This is a genomic window from Bradyrhizobium centrosematis (genome assembly GCF_045571495.1).
Classification (GTDB): Bacteria; Pseudomonadota; Alphaproteobacteria; order Rhizobiales; family Xanthobacteraceae; genus Bradyrhizobium; species Bradyrhizobium centrosematis.
The window spans coordinates 6,462,739-6,479,750 of sequence record NZ_CP120703.1 but is presented as its reverse complement, the minus strand read 5'-3'; the positions used below and the strand labels follow the sequence as shown (position 1 = coordinate 6,479,750).

Genomic DNA, 17,012 nt, shown 5'->3' with positions numbered 1-17,012 from the left:
GTATTCTGGCTGGGCGGCCCGCGCAGCGCAAGCTCGAAGCGATAAAACGCGCCCCTAGACCGCAAACTCTCGAGCGCAAAATCTGCAGAGATGATCATGACAACGCTATCTGAAGATTACAGGGCTGGCGATGCGTGCGTTGTGCCGCTGAGCAAGCTGGATGTAAGCGACGGCAAGCGCTTTCAGGACGACAGCATATGGACTTGCTTCGAGCGCCTGCGCAAGGAAGATCCCGTTCACTACTGTCAAGACGGCGCTCATGGTCCATATTGGTCGGTAACGAAATATCGGGATATCGTAGCCGTCGACACAAACCATAAGGCGTTCTCGTCAGAGCAAGGGGTTACCATTGTCGACGTGCCTGGAGAGCACTGGACCCCGAGTTTCATCAAGATGGGACCTCCCAAGCATGCCGAGCAGCGCAATACCGTAAGCCCAATCGTCGGTCCGGAGAGCTTGTCGAAGCTCGAATGCTTGATCCGGTCCCGGGTCAGGGCGATCCTCGCGGGCTTACCGCGCAATGAGACCTTCAACTGGGTGGACATGGTCTCCATAGAGTTGACGACGCAAATGCTGGCGACGCTATTCGACTTCCCATTTGAGGATCGGCGACTGTTGACCTATTGGTCGGACGTAGCTGTTACAGCTCCAAAAGCAGGCCATGCCATCGACAATTGGGAGAAGCGAAGTACCATTTTGTCCGAGTGCCTGGACTATTTCACCCAGCTTTGGAAGGAGCGCGTCACAGCCGAGCCGCGCCTCGACTTGATTTCCCTGATGGCGCATTCGCCAGCCACGCGCCGCATGGATCCGAGTGAGTTTCTCGGAAATCTGATTCTGCTGATCGTTGGGGGCAATGACACCACGCGCAACTCGATTACCGGCGGCCTCCTGTTTATGAATCAGTACCCCTCCGAGCTGCTAAAGCTAATTGACAATCCCAAGCTGATATCGAGCGCCGTGTCCGAGATTATCCGGTATCAAACGCCGATTGCGCATATGCGCCGTACCGCCGCGATCGACAGCATCGTAGGCGGAAAGCAGATCAGGAAGGGCGACAAGGTCGTCATGTGGTACATTTCCGGCAACAGGGACGATGAGGTCATTGAGAATGCCAACAGATTCGCGATAGATCGCAAGAATGTCAGGCAGCATCTCGCGTTCGGATTCGGCATCCATCGCTGTCTTGGGCGACATCTTGCGGAGCTGCAGCTGAGGGTCCTCTGGGAAGAAATTTTATCAGCGGAATTGTGGTTCGAAGTTGTCGGCGAACCCGAGCGGATTGCGTCCAACTTCGTGCACGGCTATTCCGCTCTCCCCGTGCGGCTTGCAGCCTAGGCACAAATTGCTCTGCTCACACAGACGGCGGGCGGCGGAGCGAGCGTGTCACGAACCATCGTTGGTGTCTGGAGAGCGCAGATGGGGTGAGCGGCGCGAAACAATGCTGCAGGTCGGAAGCCGATTGCCGGCCCGGCAGACGATTGGAAGGACCTACGAGAAGCGATAGGTCAGGCGTGTCCCGGCTCGCAAGCGCTTGGCATGCTGGTAATTGAACCTCGACGGCTACTCCGGGGTGGTTTCCAGGCTGACTTAAATAGTCGGAACCGTAAAGGCCGATGATCTTGATGCTGAAAATTGTAGCGTGTGGCAGCGATCTTCCTTGGAGAAGCGCTTTCGATATTGGCCGAGTTGGTTGCTTCAAGGCAATTCGGACGCACCGGTGGCGATCTAAAGATGCTGTGACCGATGTGTCTCCTGACATGCTTCGGTGGCATCCTCCTCGTTTGCGGATATGCGTTGGGCTACATGCATCTGAGGAATATCTGGATCATTGTCGCGATATCGGTTGGCGCCATCCTGGTCGTGGAGCCGATGCTCACGGTTCTGCTCTTTAGAGACGTGCCAGCCACCGGTTCGCTAATTGGACTGGTGCTTGGTGAGTTTGGTATCCTCGCTGCCATGTTTCTATGAAGCCGATCTGATCGAGCCTAAATCGACGCCGAACTTTTGCGAAACGCAGATGACAACCGAAGCTGCGGAAGGCCGGGTCTGCCAATTCGAACGAAAAATATCCTTGCTGATCGGCCCTTTCGGACTCATCGTCGTCGGTGAAATGATCACCGGTCCGCTACACTCGCTGGCAAGGTCCTCTTACCGTTTGCAAGACCAGACGGCGATCTTAAATCTTTCAATCGATACAAACTCATTTGCGTTTGACCATATTTTGCGGTGCAAGCTGCGAGCGTTCCCCGCGGTGCCCAACCGTTTCGGGATAACTTGCCGCTATTGGCGGGATCGAACCTTAAAAAAGCGGGCGGGACTGGCGCCGAACAGCATCGCGCCCAGCACACGTCCCTCGCGATCACGTCTTGGCAAGATTTGACTGATGCGTTACCGGCATCGCTCTCTTCAGGAACATGAGAGCTGCACCGGACCTGGAACCCTCGGCGATATCGGGCTTTCCGGTGCATCCCCAAGAATGCTTTTGGTCAGCTAGTCGTCAGTCACGCGGTCTATCCAGACGGGCTGCACATTCGTGACTTTCATCGGAGACAGAGTATGACGGGGATTAGCCGAGCTGGCACATCGGAAGTGGGGCCCACAGCAGCCGGCAGCAGCGGGGACGTAGGCCGTTCGAGCCCGGGGCCCAGCCTCGTCCCGGGAGGACGCAGCCAGGCCTTCGATGCCGTCATCGAGCGGATTCGTTCTGGGTCTCAAGACAGAACCGCGGAGCTTGGCAAGCGAACTTCGGATCTGGCAGCGCCAACGCGCGGAGAGATCAAGGCAGCAAGGCAAAAGATGGACAGCCTACTTGGGGAGCTTGAGACTAGCCGTCAAGCGGCGACGCAAGCCCGGAGCGAGCCAGAAGCGCAAGACTTGATTGATCAAGTCGTCAAAGCAGGCTCGACAGTTCTGGAGTACTACGCGGATCTGCCTGCCAATTTGGCGCGCCGTATTCTGCCCGATGATCAGGCTCGCCGGCTCCGCGATGACACGCTGCACGCTGCCGATAGATGTAACGAAATCGCCACCAGGATTGTCTACAAGCTGGAGGAGGACAGAAAGAGAGCCAAATTGTGGCTAGGGAGGATCAGAAACACCGGTACGCCTGCCCAGGTGAGCGGCGCGTTTGCAAGCGTGGCGAACTACTATGCAGCCTGCATGGAATGGTGGGGAAAGAAGGTGTTGCGCTTGGAGCGGATGCAGTCTGTCTGGGCAGCTACTGCCAACTTGCCAAGTAGCACGCCCGAGATGCGCAGCACCGAAGAGGCCGCACTAAGACTGCAAACCGGCTGGGCTGTCAATATGAAGTGCATGTATCTGCAATCGCGGATCGCTCTCACGGAGCTCTTGATCGACTCGCGCGCGAGCACGCTTGAGCGAGGCGTGCGCGATGCTCTCATGGACGAGATCGGGCGGGTGCGTCTGCTCGGAACTTTCATCGATGATGTTTTTCCGGCCTTCGTCTCGACGGGCCAAGCCGTTCTAAACAGCGAAGGAGCAGTGCTCGACGCGGAGCATCGCGCCGTTCTGGAAGGCGTCATGGAGCGGCTTTCGGAATTTGCATCAGGGCTGAGCGGCATCGTTGCCAATTTGCGGGGGGCCGGAACGGGAGCAGACCTTCCGCTGCAGTTGTTGGACGGGATTGTGGAAGGTGCGTGGGCGACAGCGAACGAGGTCATGCGGCTGCTGGCATTACAGCCAACAACGCCGGCGACGATGGAACCGCCGGATTGGGCTGCGCTGCCCGAAAATGCCGACGTCAGGGGTGAAGTCAATCCGCGGCGCCGAAAGGACAAAGGAAGGCGCCCAGCGCCTGGAGGCGAGGGGAGTTCAACGGCCGACTCATCCGAGCCACAACTCGCTGGGCCCGATAGCTCTGCGGCTCCGGCGCGAAAGGTTATCGTGCGCTCCGATCTCGGAACAAAGAAGCTTGCCACCGCGGAGGAAGCACGCGCCTCTTCCGCCGCATCCCGGCACCTCCAGATGTGGCAGGCGCCGCCGTCCAAGGAAGCGCTGGCGGGATTACTTGACCGATTGGACAAGCTGCTGCAGTTCGAGCTGCCGGCTCAGCAAAGGATTGTCTCGCAGACGCGCCAGATGAAGCCTGAGGACGCCGAACATGTTTTGGATCGCGTAATTTCGCGCTTGCAGACCCAGGCCGACGAAAGTGAGGCCTGTGTTTCCGCGCTGCGGGAGCCTCGCCGACGTGGCCTGCTCGCACCTTCGCAAGTTCCCGAAGTGCATGACAAGTTATTCCGGCTCAACGGGATGTTGTCTGAGCTCCAGGGACAGGCAAACTCATTAATAGCGCGGAAGTCAGCAATCACGAGCGATTGTATGAAGACCTACTCGTTTCCATCGCAAAAGTATCTCGAACAGTTGCGCGCGGCGGGGGAACTTGAGTCCGTAGGACTCCCGCATGCGCTGAAGGGCGAGCCAGGTAGGCTATTCGAGATCAAGCTGCAGCCCAAGGCGCTGCGCAGCGGCGCGATGCCAAGGCCGATGTGGGTGCACATCCATACCGAGCGGCCAGTTCATGCCTGGCAATTGGCAACGCTTGGCGATCGCGATTTCGCCGCATGCCACGTCAAGTCCGACGAACAGCGCGGATACAATAAGAATTGGCAGAACGCTCGAGCCGCCGAGGGCCACGACAAAGTCGTGATCCACCGCGGCAAGCTCACGCCTGCGTTTTGTAGGTCCTTGCTAAGCAGCGCAGCTGGCCATCCGTGGCAGCCCTTTCCCGATCCGGAGCACGTTTCGGCGCAGATGGCTCAACTACGGATCTAGTGAGCTGGCTGCCTTGCGGCGGTGGCCCATTCGGTGGCCGCGTTGATCCCTGCGGATCGGCTCGGCGCATCGCTTGAGCAGCGCCGAGCTCCTTCGACTTGATATTACAAAAGGGCGGGGCCCCGGGAGAGAGCACACATGACGACTGGCTTACCAGCGGGCGGTCCGGACGATCATCGGTCGTCGCACAAGCAAGCTGCTATTTCCGGGCAGCTGCTATTTCCGGGTGGGGCGAGGATCGGCGTTCGGCCAAGAAGGTATGCCAGTGAAGGTTGCAGATGAAAGCATGTCTCCGACCTATTCCGCTCGGACATTCCTTCGCTTGACGGCGCGCGACAAGCTGGTGCGCGATGCCCCGGCGCAACGTCGACCGATTGCGGATGGCCCGGATGCACGCGAGCTGAGCATCCCGGTCGCTTTGACGAATCGGGCCGAGCGGTGCACAACGAGGCTGCCTGTTGCTACACTTGCATAAGGCTACCACGGCCCCGGCATCACGCCTCTTTGGCCCCCAAAAGATGCTGGGGTCGTCTTCCTCAATGGAGCGTCTCAGTCCGAGATGAGTTGATTGCCGTCCCGCAAGGTGCCTGGCGTGGCGGCGGCCAGCCCCTCGAAGCTTTCTCTTGTGGCCTGCAGCGCATCCGAACAAAGAATGGCTAAGCCATCTTCGCAGTCCTCAACAGCACGCTTTGAAGCGCAACGCAGGCGGGTTCGGGCGAGGCATGTTGGCGACCATGCACATGAACTATGTCTTTGTTCGAGCCACACAAGTCACATTCAAGAGCACACCGTGCCCCGGGCGCTCCGAGACACGCAGTCAATCGGTCCGAGGCTCGTCGAGCGTTCGATCATCAAACCGGTTTGCAAATTCCGAGTTGCGGCCGATGGGGCCATATGGCGATCCGAACTTATTAATGCCGTAGACAGATCTCATCGAGAAAATCAATTTTACCGCTCACAGCGTCGTCATATAGACGTTGCAAGCGCGAGGGCGCTCGCTGTTACTAACACAGACATTTTCATCCGAGAATTCGCTTCCCTAGCTTGGCCCCAACCGTCCCCGACGGCTGCGGTGCCCCCTTTCGCTGCAACAAGTTGCTGCGCAGCCGGTCACCCCCAGGGTACAGGTAGCCGATACATCATATCCACAGTGCGCGGATGACCCGTTGGATGGTATCTGCGACCTGTTTTTTTGCTTGACCGATCTGTCGTGCGTGCGACGCTGATAGCGGAAAGCCAATCAAGCATAGAATGAGGATCGAGCCTCGTGCGGCCGCTTGCTCCGACAGCGGCCGCTTCCTCATGCCGTTCGTTTAAGCTGGCCGATGGTGCAACCGGCGCCATCCTTTTCTTGGAATGGCTAAAGTGATTGCTCACTTTTCGCTAGCCGGTGTGACCGCCAGTTGCGCAGTTGCCGTGTCGACGGAGATTGAGCAAGTGGGGAAGTCGTTTTAGACGGCCAGACTGTGTTCCGATGCGAGCTTTCGTTCGATCTAAACTTGGTCGAATGTCTAATATTTTGCTGTCCATGCGGCGTCCATAACGCCTTCGGTTTCGAAGATTTGTATTTGGGATCATGGATGTTCATCCTTACCGCTAGGCGTTGGTGGCGGTTGTCGCGTTACGAACGTTGCCTTATCGTCAGTCGTAAAATTGAGTGGCGCCGTCTCAGGCATCATGAGCATGGCAAAGAGCCCGGCCGCGCTCGCTAAAAGCATGTACCAGGCGGGAACGAGGGCGCTCCCTGTAAGGTGGATCAGCCATGTGACGATCGGTTGAGCTGTGCCTCCAAAAATCGCTATCGCAAAAGCGTAGATCATCGCGAAGGCGCCACCGCGAATGTTCCTGGGCAGACCTTCGGCCATGCTCACATAGAAGGCGCTATACGGAATTGTTCCGATCAAGGTGAGGGCGCCGAGACCTCCGAGCAGTGCGAAGGCACTGCGGCTCTCTGCAATCCATAAGAATACCGGGTAAGTCATCAGCAATGCCGTGATCTGCGGCCATATCATGACGTGCCGACGGCCGGCGCGGTCGGCGAGCAGACCGCCCAGCAGTGCTGCAGCAATTCCGACCGCATTGCTGAAGAGTGCGGTACCAAAAGCGAGGGGCGCGGAAACGTGGAGGGTGTCCATCGCGTAGGTGGTCATATACCCAGTAACATAGGTGGTGATCGTGCAACTGGCCAAGATGACAAATCCCAAGCACATGATGCGGCGATCGGTACGCGATTGGCCTCCAGGCCGGGCGGTCAGATCGGATGGTTGGGAAAGGTGCAGGGTTTCGGGTAGTGCGCTCCGCAACCAAAGTCCAAGTGGCAGCGTCGCGGCACCCAGCAACAGCGCGATGCGCCATCCGTACGCATTGAGCGCCTCGCTTGTCATGGTGACCGAGAGTATTTCTCCAACCAGCGCTCCGGTGGTCGCAGCTATCTGTTGGCTCGCGGGCTGAAAGGAGACAGCAAGTCCGCGCGCGTCAGCAGGGGCCGCTTCCATCAAGTAGGCTGTCGTCGGACCCACCTCGCCCCCGAGAGCAAAGCCTTGCAGCAAGCGCGCGAAGACGATCAGTGACGGAGCGGCAAGTCCTATTGTCTCGTACGATGGCGTGAGAGCTAACAACAGAACCGCGGCACCCATCATGGTGAAGCTGGCGGTCATCGCGGGCCGGCGGCCAGCCCGATCCGAATACGATCCGAGTACAATGGCTCCGATCGGCCTGGTCACAAAACCGGCGCCGAAGGTTGCGAGTGACAGCATAAGGCTGGCGAACGGGTCGCTTGCCGGGAAAAACGCCTGTCCGATCGGCATCGCAAAGAAGCTGTACGTCCCGAAGTCGTAGAATTCGAGAATATTGCCGATGGTTGCGCCCAACACCGCGCGGCTCGTCAAGCGTTCGTCTGAGGGGGCGAGGACCGGATCCAGCCTCTCTCGACTAAGTTGCCTCGACATCCTCGACCTAATCTGAAGCGTGATCCCTGACCGAAACATTTTGGCAGGCAGCTCGCACTGTTGCATTCAACCTGCCGTACTCGTCCCTCCCGGCCAGTCAACACGTAGACCTGTGGCATGCGAGGGCGAAGCGCACCATAACGTCTGCAGTTAGGATGCCTGTCTCTGCGCTAATCGGCTGACTTGGCGGAAAGACAAATCTGAGAAGTTGCGGAGTTCGTTGGCGAATGCAGACGTTCACGTGCTTTGGCGAGCGTGCGACAAAATTGGCGGACGCTGTACACAACTGACCACGAGCCGAACCATTCGGCCTACGCCAGATTGCGTCCGCTGACCAAAAATCAACGAGCTACGCGCCTGCATCGCCAATGCGTTTGCTGCCGCTCTTCGCACCTGCAACGCTTTTCGCGCATGCGGGATCAGCATTTTCTGGTGCTCCGTCTACGGCCGCAGACGCAAACGACGCGTCTGTTCAGAGGCTGCTCGCACCTGACGACAATCAAGACCCACTATCCGTCATCTGTGCGTTCGGTACGTCGCATTGCATTGTCTCTCCTCGAAGCGTGCCCTGACACGAGCGCTTTCTGCATGACGGAGCGGGCCAATAGCAGCCGGAACAAAGCTTGGTGACATTCGGATTGCCTTACCCCCAGTCGACCGATGTAGGCTCCGGCCGTCTCTTCCGAGGGGGCATCATGGCGCGCTGGATTGGAGGATCCGGGCGGGGCGGAGTGTCTATCGCCCGTAGTGGCAGCCGCAGCCCGGGATCAGCGGCAGCGCCGCACCCGTTTGCAATGCGCAAGATGATTGTCTCGGCTGCTTTGGGCGTGAGCGATTTTGTAGTGAGCTGCACAGTTCGCTTCGCGGCTACCGCACTCTCACGTGTCGGGCTCTCGTTTGTTCTCGGGCTGGCGCGGCTCCGATTAGCGGCCCGGGCACAGGATCGAAGAGTAAGGTGGACGACTGGTCGAGAGCAGAGATCGAAATGCGGAGATCAGATGCCCAGCTGGGGCTTGCGGCGGTCCACATCGCCAGACTTCCCAACCAGCTTTAGCGGCGGCTGAATGCGACGTACGACACAGACCTGCGCGCCAACTGGGGAGTCAGGCGGAATGAGCCTTGGCTCGGAGATGTTCGCCTCCGGCGTGGCAGTTGTGGCGGCGGGTTTCCTCCCTTCTTCGAGCTTTGTCAGCTTCTAGAAAGCCAGCCTCTTTAACATTCAAACTCGGCCTCTTGATGACATAGCCCCAATGTCTGAGTTCGCAACGAAGTTCAGCTCACTCCCGGGGAAACTCTTCAAGAGGCCTTTGTACTCATAGTAGACAGGAGAGCTCTATGGATCCGAACCAGATCGATAATGCCGGTTCACCAGAAACACCCCCGGCGCACGTCTGGACACAGGAAGATCGTGATTTGTTCAATCAGATCATGAATGAATCTGTGCCATCATCACCTGTAGCACCTGTAGCTCCTGTATCACCTGAGGAAGCGGTGGATGTCTCGTTCGCTGCTCCCCAGAGATTTTCACACGGTTCGCAATTCGCCCCCAACTTCATGGTCGAGAGGCTGTTCCACCAGGGTCTCTTGCCGGACTCGGACCAGCCGACGATGACCTACGAAATCCGAGGTCACCGTTACACGGCCGGTTTGGATGGGTCCAATCGCGTTCTTCTTGTTCACAACCCGGCCGAAGACCAAGTGGTTGGGGTCGGCCGGGCAGGGATACCGGACTTCGGAGCATTCTTCTCGGAGCACCAGCGCTACGGAACGCCGCTACCGGAGCAATGGGCCACGCCTGCCTTGATGGACAAGCTGCGCGAAGAGGGTTTCATGCCAACCGCTAACAACTCGCCAACAATCCTGCTTGACGGACGCGCCTACAAGGCCGAATTAGCTGAAGCTGGGTTCGTTAAGCTTACGCGGGTATAAGACGTAACTGGCGCGATCGTGCGGGACTGGAGTCCTGCGGTCGCTGCGGTTGTCCTTACCTGGATGGACAATTCACCGCTTGGAAGTGGAGTGCTGGCGCCGCCAGCGTGGACGCGCTGGCGGCATCGCCGCAATGAACGGATATCCGGGCCACATCGTTGCCGTGGAGCCGACCTTTCGTCCGGGCTTCAATATTGCCCCCAGATTTGGCTCACCTGGGGATGTTACTAACCCATGACCGATGCAACTTCGGTTGTTGGGTAGTGCGGTGTTGCACATTGCACACAGCATCGGAGGACTAGAGGACCTCGTGCAATGCCGATGACATGCGTCAGCGTCGTACCTTAGCTGTGCGCGGGGATGATCGTCCTGAGTTGCTTTGCGTCTCTGCGGTTCCAACAAGCGCTGCGCCATGGTGTGCTGCGCCGGGGAAACTATCCTTGGCGTTGTCAACGGGGGCGGAAAGGTGCAAACGCGACTCGGCCGCCAAGCCGGCGCTCGATATCGGCGCCGGGGTTCGCGCGAATTTGGCGAGAAAAAGCCGGTGACCGTGGAGGCATGCTCGGATTGAGCGTAATCTTGGCCGGGAGCGAACTTCCATAGTCACGCCGCCACCACTGATCGACGCAATTGGTGCAGTTGCTTTGCCTAGCAGTGCGACTGCGTGAGCGAATCTTTCGAGTGGAATTCCCGTGAGTTGGCCCTACCAGATCTGGGCGTTTTGCAAGCAGTACCTCCATCGTAGGGTGATCCTAGGTCGCATGCATATAGACGTGTGCAGCCAGCTTCGAAACGCGGGAAAGTGCCATGACAAACGCCAACCTCAGCTCCCAATTCTATTCTATTGCGGATGCACGCGCACGGCGAGTCATCACCGATCAAAAAGTAACGGAATGTAGAGTGGCCCCGCGACGTCGAGGCTTTCAGATCATACGTGGAATGAAGCCGATGGCGCGGATGGCTGTAGCAATTAAACGTGCACTTGCCATTGCCGACCTCGACCGGTGCTGCGCAATCTGGTGGCTCTACCGCATCCATTTCGGATTCACAGGCGAGGTGATGTTGGGGCTCGCCGCGGTCACTGTTGCCCAGGAGAGATCCCGCAGCGGAATTTAGGAACGTAACCTCCAGCGTATACCGGCTAGGTCGTCGAAGCGTTAGCTCGCGGACAAAAGCGTTGTCCGACGCCAATCGCCTCAATACTCCCCCAGCCAACAGGCCGCAATCACATACCGGCTGCAGAATGCCTGCCGCTGACAATACGTGTCCTTTATCCTGACGCGTCTTGCGTCTCTGGTAAGCCCGAAGTGTTTGCGGCCATAATTGTTACCCGGCCGACGCGTCAGCTGAGGGGCCGTCGAGGAGTGGCGCGTCGAGGCTTTCTATTTCAGGCATGGCCTTACCCGCAATGCCTTGCAGATCACCATACATTCCAATCGTGGACTCAATGACACTAGTCAACTGGCTTTCGCGCTTCGCCCACGCTCGCGTCATGAACTTCTTTTCCTTATCCAGATCCTCACGCATGTCGTTGAAGCGTTCAACAATCGCCTCTAAGCGCTGACGGAATCGTTTTCCGGTCAGATAGCGATAAACCTCCTCAGCCTTGCTGAGTTGCCCCTGCTGCATTGTTCGCGCACTGTTGACTGCTACAAGAGATTGGCGCAAGGCCAGGGCGACCGGGATTGCACAGCGCGGATGAGCCACCCAAATCCCGTCCACATAGTCGAAGTTTTCGATGTCCTTGGGAAGGGCGTTCGAGATCACCAACGCAATATCGGCCCCGCAGCGTCTCTGATCGTCGCGCAACTTGGGAAGCCATCCATCCGACCAATTTTTGGTACGCTTCGTTTCCCACAAGATTACCCCCGCAGGAACCCCGATCGTACCATTGACACGTTGAACAAGATCAGCGCCGAGCTCGCCTTTCGCAACTGGCTCAATTACATCGGTCGGAAATCGCGCCTTGAGCACTTCTTCAAGTTCAAGCTCTAGGACCTCACCTTGAGTCTGTTGTGAGGTTTGCTCCGCCTTTCGCTTCAACTCCTCGATCGTGCGCGCCATGCCCGCGATCTGCTGGTCTTTTTCCGAGACCTTGAGCTTTAGCTCGTCCTCGGCTTCCTGCCTGGCCTTCGTCCTAACGCCGGCTAGTTCCTCCTGAACCCTTTTCTGAATCGTGAGATCCAGCTCCCTGTGGGCGTCCTCGAGTTCGCGCTGTTTGCGCAAAAGCTCTGCCTGGTCCTTCTGGGCGACAGCAAGTTTCTCGTTATTCTTTGCCAGTAGCTCGCGAAGCTCTGAAGTTTCTCTGTCTTTGGTCTCGAGCTCGAGTGCTGTTGCATCGCGGGCCTTCTTGGCCTCGCTCGCGATGATTTGCGAGCGCTCGTTTTTCATCTTGGAGGCTACCAGCTCGTCAATTTTTTCTCGTGCTTTCACGATCTCATCTTGCTGTGCGCGAAGCTCTTCGGATCTCCTCGCGAACTCTGTTTCCTTGGCAGCAAGCTGGTGTTGGAACTGCTTCTGAGCTTGCGCAAGCAAGGGGGCAGCGAGCGACTCAGTCAGCTTTATTTCGCTGCTGCACTTCGGGCAGGTGATGGTCGGTTCGATCATATGTGTCTCTGTCCTTCCGGGTTTCTCCTCTATCTGACTCGCTTGACCCGGTAACCGGCATCCTTGATAAATTTGTTTAGGTAGCGCCCGACTGAGGACGCACTCCGAAGGCCATCAAACAGGGCCCTAGGGACCGCAAAGTAGTGGTATTCACTGCCGTTGAGAAATTGCACGCCGAGAGCCCCTGCCGTTTCGTCGTAACCGACCGCCGCCACCGTGCTGGATTTTACGTTCACGTAATCCATCATTTCTCAAATCTCCTATGTCAGCGCTAGAATTGCTGCACAAAGCCTGTCGAGCGTGGGAATCTTTGCGCCTTTGCTTCTCAAGATCGCCAGATGCTCGCCAATATGGACGGTATTCTTGATGAAGCTGCCCGAGGGATTGCCCAATCCTTTCGTGGCCGACGAATAGGAACTGTCCCACAGCGTTGCGCCCGCCTCTTGCTTGAGAATGGAGCCGAGATTCTCAGGCCAGACCGCATAGCTGCTGGTCCACACCGGATGGTCTGGAAAAGGCGTGTTTACATCGCCGTCCAAAAGGGTCAGAATTTTCAGATTGTCCAGTTTATGAAGGTTTCGCCGACCCGGGTCCTGGACGTTGCCGTCGGCATCGAAGACGACGAACGTCGGTATCCCAAGTTCCTTCGCTATGAGAAGTGGCTCTATGAGCGAGCTCTTTCCGTTCGCGGCGACAATGTTGCATCCGGACTTACGGTAGTCGTCCCACTGTTTCGAATACGAAAGCCACGCCGTGATATAGGCCGTATCTTCCAACCCCTCCACGAGCACCAACTTCTGCGTGAAGAACATCTCGTTGATGTGGGGTTGCAAGGCTTGGTGAAGCTGGGCGCGTTCAGCTTCAATGGGCGCCACCTTGTCTCCGGAGATTTCAGATAACCTCTGGGCGACCTTCTGGCAGGTGGTCCACCGTATGCCGGACTCCTTTTTCGTCTCATCCCTGCGAACAAGGCGTACATGTTCGAAGTGCCGCCCCGACACGAAATGGGGACTGTGCGTCGAAACCAGAATTTGAGCGTTTTTCTGACTCAGCTTTTTGAAAACTGAAGCCAGATGGCGTGCCTGAGGCGGATGCTGATAAAGCTCCGGTTCTTCGCACCCAAGAATCAAACGAGGCTGGGCTGTTTCGTTCGTGGCGGCAAGCTCCTGTAGGAGAGCAAGGAGATAAGATCGCTGGAGGCCGTGCCCAAATCTGGCAAGCTCGCCGGAAAACGCACCCTCGCTGGCGAAGAGCCGCGCAATTGGATCGGCTATTTGCACAGACTTGACCGGATCCTCGGTCCATTCCAGCCGCGCAACCGCTTCGGGATGTGCCCATTCGCCGAGCTTGGCTGTCAACGCCTGCGAGAGATGGTCTAACGCAGTCTGCTGCTTCTGGATTATCTTCTTGTAAGAGTCGAGTGTCAAATCCCGGAGCGAGGCGATCTCTTCGTCGAAATTTACCTTTGAGCGCACTGTCCGGGCGAGCAGTTTGCCAAGGGCGGTGTTACGGCCCTCAACGTTCTCTTTGGTCGCGTCCTTGACGGCAGGAACATAAACCCACTGGATGTAGCGGGATAGGCGATCACCCCCTTTGCTGAAGCCGTAGAATTGATCTTCGCTATCAATCAAAATACAACGCTCGGGATGATCTTCCTCGTAGGATCGAAGGGCTTGTCGATTTGCTTCCTTGCTGCCTTTCTTGGGGAGGCCAAATTCAGGGTGCCTCTCTCGAAGCTCCTCATAGATTCCTGCCAATTCCCCCGCTGGCGCTCCATCATTGTATCTGCGGAAGAATTCACTGAACTCCTTCATTGCGCTTCGCTTGGCAAACTGGCGCACAGGTGCCTTGCGGGTGGCCTCACTGAATTCCGCCAACGCTGACACCACCAACATGCCTGATCGGTAATATTCGGAGAAATCTGCCTGAGCTTCCGGTTCGAGATCGTGGAACGTCAACGTAATCTCGATCGGCTCCTTGACGTTGCCGTTGTGAAAATCTTCGATATCCAGCTCGATGAGATTCGTCGGCGCTTCTTCTGTCTGGCGAAAGAAGATATTCAGGGCGCACAGCACGGTCGACTTTCCAGCCCCGTTAGGACCGACGAAAGCGGTATAATCATCCAGATCAACAACCATGTTCTTGAAAGAGCGAAAGTTCTTGATCGCGATAGACTTTATCTTCAACTGTCGATCCCCAAAATACGACAGACCGACTTGGTGCGGATCTCTCGTGCGTGTTGTTAAGCACAACTGCAGGGTTGGAGTGCCCGCCGCAGGCGACACCAATCGCTACGTCAATCAAGAATGCTTGCGCGTTCGCATCTCGCGTTCTGCGTCCATCGCAGCATAGGTCTGGTAAAAATACTCGGCCGCTTCGCATGATTGTCGCCAAATTGCGATCGGTCGCGCTTAACTGGGGCGCATAGATTGAGCTCGGCGCAGCTTTCCTGCGTTGCTATCGTTGTGGCGCTACATCGCCAAATATCCCTAAAGGAGATCGGCTCTCGGTTTTGAAGGCCGTGTGTCGCTGTCGCCACTGTCTTCCTTTGACGCGCCCTCGGTGGCTCTTCTGTTCTCCTTGGAAGTCGCTATTCCAATCGTCCCGTTGGCCAGTCTCACGCAATGCATTCGTGCGTATTCGGCGACATCGGGTCGTTCAGCCTTGCGTTGGGCCGAATGCGCTCGCTAAGAATTTTTCTTGGGTCCATTGCTTCAGCGCGTCGTCGTTGAGTACCGAGTTGACCAAGGCCTTCCAATTCTCTCCAGCCTCCTTCCATTTCGCTTTTCGGTCCGGAATGGTCCGCAGCAATCGAAATGCCTTCATCGCGATCTTGCTTGCCTCTTTCCCTTCGGCGGCCTCGCGGATCAAGTCTTTGAACAACTGCTCGGGAAAGGTCCAGCTGGCGTCTGTGAAGCGGTCGGCAAAGATGTATTCAAACGAGGCGCGAAACACGACCGCTGCTAACGCGTCCTCATGTTCCGACCCTGCGCTGCGCAGGTCGAACCATTGCAACAATCTTCGAACGGCCGCAGCAGGCGAAAGCTGGCAGTCGCCCAACGTCAGAGATACAAACATATACGCGATGTCTGTTTGAAGTTCGTCGTCAAGGGCCGCGTACCAACGTTTGATGGCTTTGACAGGGGTCATCTGAAATTACTAGAGAAAGCGCAAGAATTCGGATAGGCCCGGTCAGGAGTGCTTGTTGGCGTAGCGCATGGTCTGCAATACGGGTGTCCGCAGAGGCTCAGCTGTTCGGGAGTTCCTGTTTCTCTGGAGGACATTGACGATGGTGCTGCCGCAATTCGATCTCACGTCGCGGTCCGCTGCAAAACAAGGGAGGTCTTCAGAGAAGAGAAGTATGAAATGGTATGCGGTGCGGCCCGCTGCAAAATGAAGGCACTCGGTCAGTTGTCCTCACAATAGACGGGAAATCATTCTTGCGACTGGTCCGAACCGCCGAACCGAGAAAACACGCGACGAGCTCAAGTCGTCGGCCCGCTAAGGTGCCCGGCAGCTCTTTTATTGGGGTTCTCACATCCTTAGCATGGCGTGTAAGCAGGCCGTTTCCAGTCATTGCCACTCCGCAAGGCAACTAGCTAGCTTTGCAAAGTCCGTCATATAAGATGATCAGAAACAGGCCGAGTTCCTCCTGCTGCGTCGCGATCCTTGCATGTCTTCTGCGAGTTCTGGCTGCAGCCATGGGTGAAACAATCTACCAAACGCGGGTGAATATATCGGTACCCTTCGTCTGGCCGGGCTTGCCGTTCTTATCAACGTAGAAAAGCGTCCACGACGTAGGCATGCTCGACCCCTTAAGCGCCCCAACCCACCTCGTAAAGGAATTGCACTGGGCGAAGGTCACGACAAAATACAGTCTGGTTGAACGAACGGTTCCGGATGCGGGATACGGAATGCCCCGGCACGCAAATCCTTGGGCGTGGTTTGTGAAAGTCCCTTGAATCGCCCCGCTGTTAGCGGACCAAACAAATAGTTCCGATCCTCGTTCATTCTTCCAGTACGAGGGCGTCGGAAGTCCCTGCGCCGTGGCTCCTGCGGGAAGAAAGAACGAATGGGCGAGAAGCAAGAATCCCAAAAGTCTCGTCATATCGCAGCCCCACGAAGATAGGAAAAGGTAGCAACCTGCATCACGACTTTGCTCCAGGTTGAGTTCACGTTCACTGCTCTTATCTGCTGTTCGACGATGGAACGCGGCTTTTCTAGCGAATTTGCGCTGAATTTCGGCGTACTCTCTCTACGCAGCAATGCCGTAACTTCTATCGACTTCGGGATTGGAGCGGAATTATTCCAGCGTCGGGGCCCAACTGGTTAGTGACAACCGCTCTCGTACTTTGCTCCTATCCTCCCAGCGCGCTAGATTTTGTGGAATTGAGCCGGCGCTTTACGCCGAGGACAATTGGACGCGGCCATGGCTTCGTGTGTTGATCAGTGTGACGCATCCACAAAAAAGGTGCCTTGCGAACAGCTGGTCATAGGCGTCCCAAAGCACAACCAGTGCAGCGTGAGGGCTCTACAGGTCCGGCTTCGCCGCTGCGGCACGCTCGATCCCGATGCTCGTCCGTCGACGATCGTCGGGCCGCGTGCTTGCGATGTCATCCCATGATGGCGCAAAGCTCTTCCAGGATCATCGAGGATTTGCGAGAACGGTCCGGGTCAACTGCGGCATGGCCGCCATGCGTGCACCTGCGCCCGGTCCGCTGTTTGCAACCCGGA

At 57.1% G+C, this 17,012-nt stretch carries 11 protein-coding genes; 5 read left to right on the top strand and 6 right to left on the bottom strand.

Translation table 11 applies throughout. The annotated features are described in order from the left end of the window. Positions 1-96 precede the first annotated feature (96 nt). From P6U31_RS30590 to P6U31_RS30580, 3 genes are all read left to right on the top strand, one after another. Entirely contained in the window at positions 97-1,338 is a 1,242-nt protein-coding gene (locus tag P6U31_RS30590; RefSeq protein ID WP_407185390.1) for a cytochrome P450, read from the top strand. A gap of 595 nt (positions 1,339-1,933) precedes the next feature. Beyond that, positions 1,934-2,383, top strand: coding sequence for a hypothetical protein (locus tag P6U31_RS30585; RefSeq protein ID WP_407185389.1), 450 nt, complete (start codon positions 1,934-1,936; stop codon positions 2,381-2,383). Positions 2,384-2,559: 176 nt separating this feature from the next. After that, complete coding sequence (locus P6U31_RS30580) at positions 2,560-4,794, top strand: hypothetical protein (RefSeq protein ID WP_407185388.1); 2,235 nt, start codon at positions 2,560-2,562, stop codon at positions 4,792-4,794. A 1,574-nt stretch (positions 4,795-6,368) separates the two neighbouring features. On the opposite strand, the gene P6U31_RS30575 is transcribed toward P6U31_RS30580, so the two are convergent. Beyond that, a complete protein-coding gene (locus P6U31_RS30575; RefSeq protein WP_407185387.1) occupies positions 6,369-7,742 on the bottom strand; it encodes an MFS transporter in 1,374 nt (457 codons plus the stop codon). A 1,335-nt stretch (positions 7,743-9,077) separates the two neighbouring features. On the opposite strand from P6U31_RS30575, the gene P6U31_RS30570 reads away from it, so the two are divergent. Beyond that, the gene (locus P6U31_RS30570; RefSeq protein ID WP_407185386.1) at positions 9,078-9,671 is read left to right on the top strand and encodes a hypothetical protein; all 594 of its coding nucleotides are present in this window, start codon (positions 9,078-9,080) and stop codon (positions 9,669-9,671) included. An 807-nt stretch (positions 9,672-10,478) separates the two neighbouring features. Next, entirely contained in the window at positions 10,479-10,787 is a 309-nt protein-coding gene (locus P6U31_RS30565) for a hypothetical protein (RefSeq protein WP_407185385.1), read from the top strand. Positions 10,788-10,997: 210 nt separating this feature from the next. Here P6U31_RS30565 and P6U31_RS30560 read toward each other — a convergent pair whose 3' ends face one another. The 5 genes from P6U31_RS30560 to P6U31_RS30540 all read right to left on the bottom strand — a co-directional run bounded on the left by P6U31_RS30560 (position 10,998) and on the right by P6U31_RS30540 (position 16,386). Beyond that, positions 10,998-12,278, bottom strand: a complete 1,281-nt coding sequence (locus tag P6U31_RS30560; protein ID WP_407185384.1) for a DUF2130 domain-containing protein — start codon at positions 12,276-12,278, stop codon at positions 10,998-11,000. A 29-nt stretch (positions 12,279-12,307) separates the two neighbouring features. Beyond that, complete coding sequence (locus tag P6U31_RS30555) at positions 12,308-12,526, bottom strand: KTSC domain-containing protein (protein WP_407185383.1); 219 nt, start codon at positions 12,524-12,526, stop codon at positions 12,308-12,310. Positions 12,527-12,538: 12 nt separating this feature from the next. Then, positions 12,539-14,464, bottom strand: coding sequence for an ATP-dependent nuclease (locus tag P6U31_RS30550; protein ID WP_407185382.1), 1,926 nt, complete (start codon positions 14,462-14,464; stop codon positions 12,539-12,541). Between the two features lie 472 nt (positions 14,465-14,936). Then, a complete protein-coding gene (locus tag P6U31_RS30545) occupies positions 14,937-15,428 on the bottom strand; it encodes a hypothetical protein (RefSeq protein WP_407185381.1) in 492 nt (163 codons plus the stop codon). Positions 15,429-15,993: 565 nt separating this feature from the next. Continuing rightward, on the bottom strand, positions 15,994-16,386 hold the full coding sequence (locus P6U31_RS30540; RefSeq protein ID WP_407185380.1) for an avidin/streptavidin family protein: 393 nt from the start codon (positions 16,384-16,386) through the stop codon (positions 15,994-15,996). Between the last annotated feature and the right edge of the window lie 626 nt (positions 16,387-17,012).

Excerpts from the sequence above, each read along its gene's own strand:
- P6U31_RS30540 (WP_407185380.1), bottom strand. The coding sequence starts at position 16,386 with ATGACGAGACTTTTGGGATTCTTGCTTCTCGCCCATTCGTTCTTTCTT.
- P6U31_RS30565 (WP_407185385.1), top strand. The coding sequence starts at position 10,479 with ATGACAAACGCCAACCTCAGCTCCCAATTCTATTCTATTGCGGATGCA.
- P6U31_RS30545 (WP_407185381.1), bottom strand. The coding sequence starts at position 15,428 with ATGACCCCTGTCAAAGCCATCAAACGTTGGTACGCGGCCCTTGACGAC.
- P6U31_RS30590 (WP_407185390.1), top strand. The coding sequence starts at position 97 with ATGACAACGCTATCTGAAGATTACAGGGCTGGCGATGCGTGCGTTGTG.
- P6U31_RS30575 (WP_407185387.1), bottom strand. The coding sequence starts at position 7,742 with ATGTCGAGGCAACTTAGTCGAGAGAGGCTGGATCCGGTCCTCGCCCCC.
- P6U31_RS30570 (WP_407185386.1), top strand. The coding sequence starts at position 9,078 with ATGGATCCGAACCAGATCGATAATGCCGGTTCACCAGAAACACCCCCG.
- P6U31_RS30580 (WP_407185388.1), top strand. The coding sequence starts at position 2,560 with ATGACGGGGATTAGCCGAGCTGGCACATCGGAAGTGGGGCCCACAGCA.
- P6U31_RS30560 (WP_407185384.1), bottom strand. The coding sequence starts at position 12,278 with ATGATCGAACCGACCATCACCTGCCCGAAGTGCAGCAGCGAAATAAAG.
- P6U31_RS30555 (WP_407185383.1), bottom strand. The coding sequence starts at position 12,526 with ATGATGGATTACGTGAACGTAAAATCCAGCACGGTGGCGGCGGTCGGT.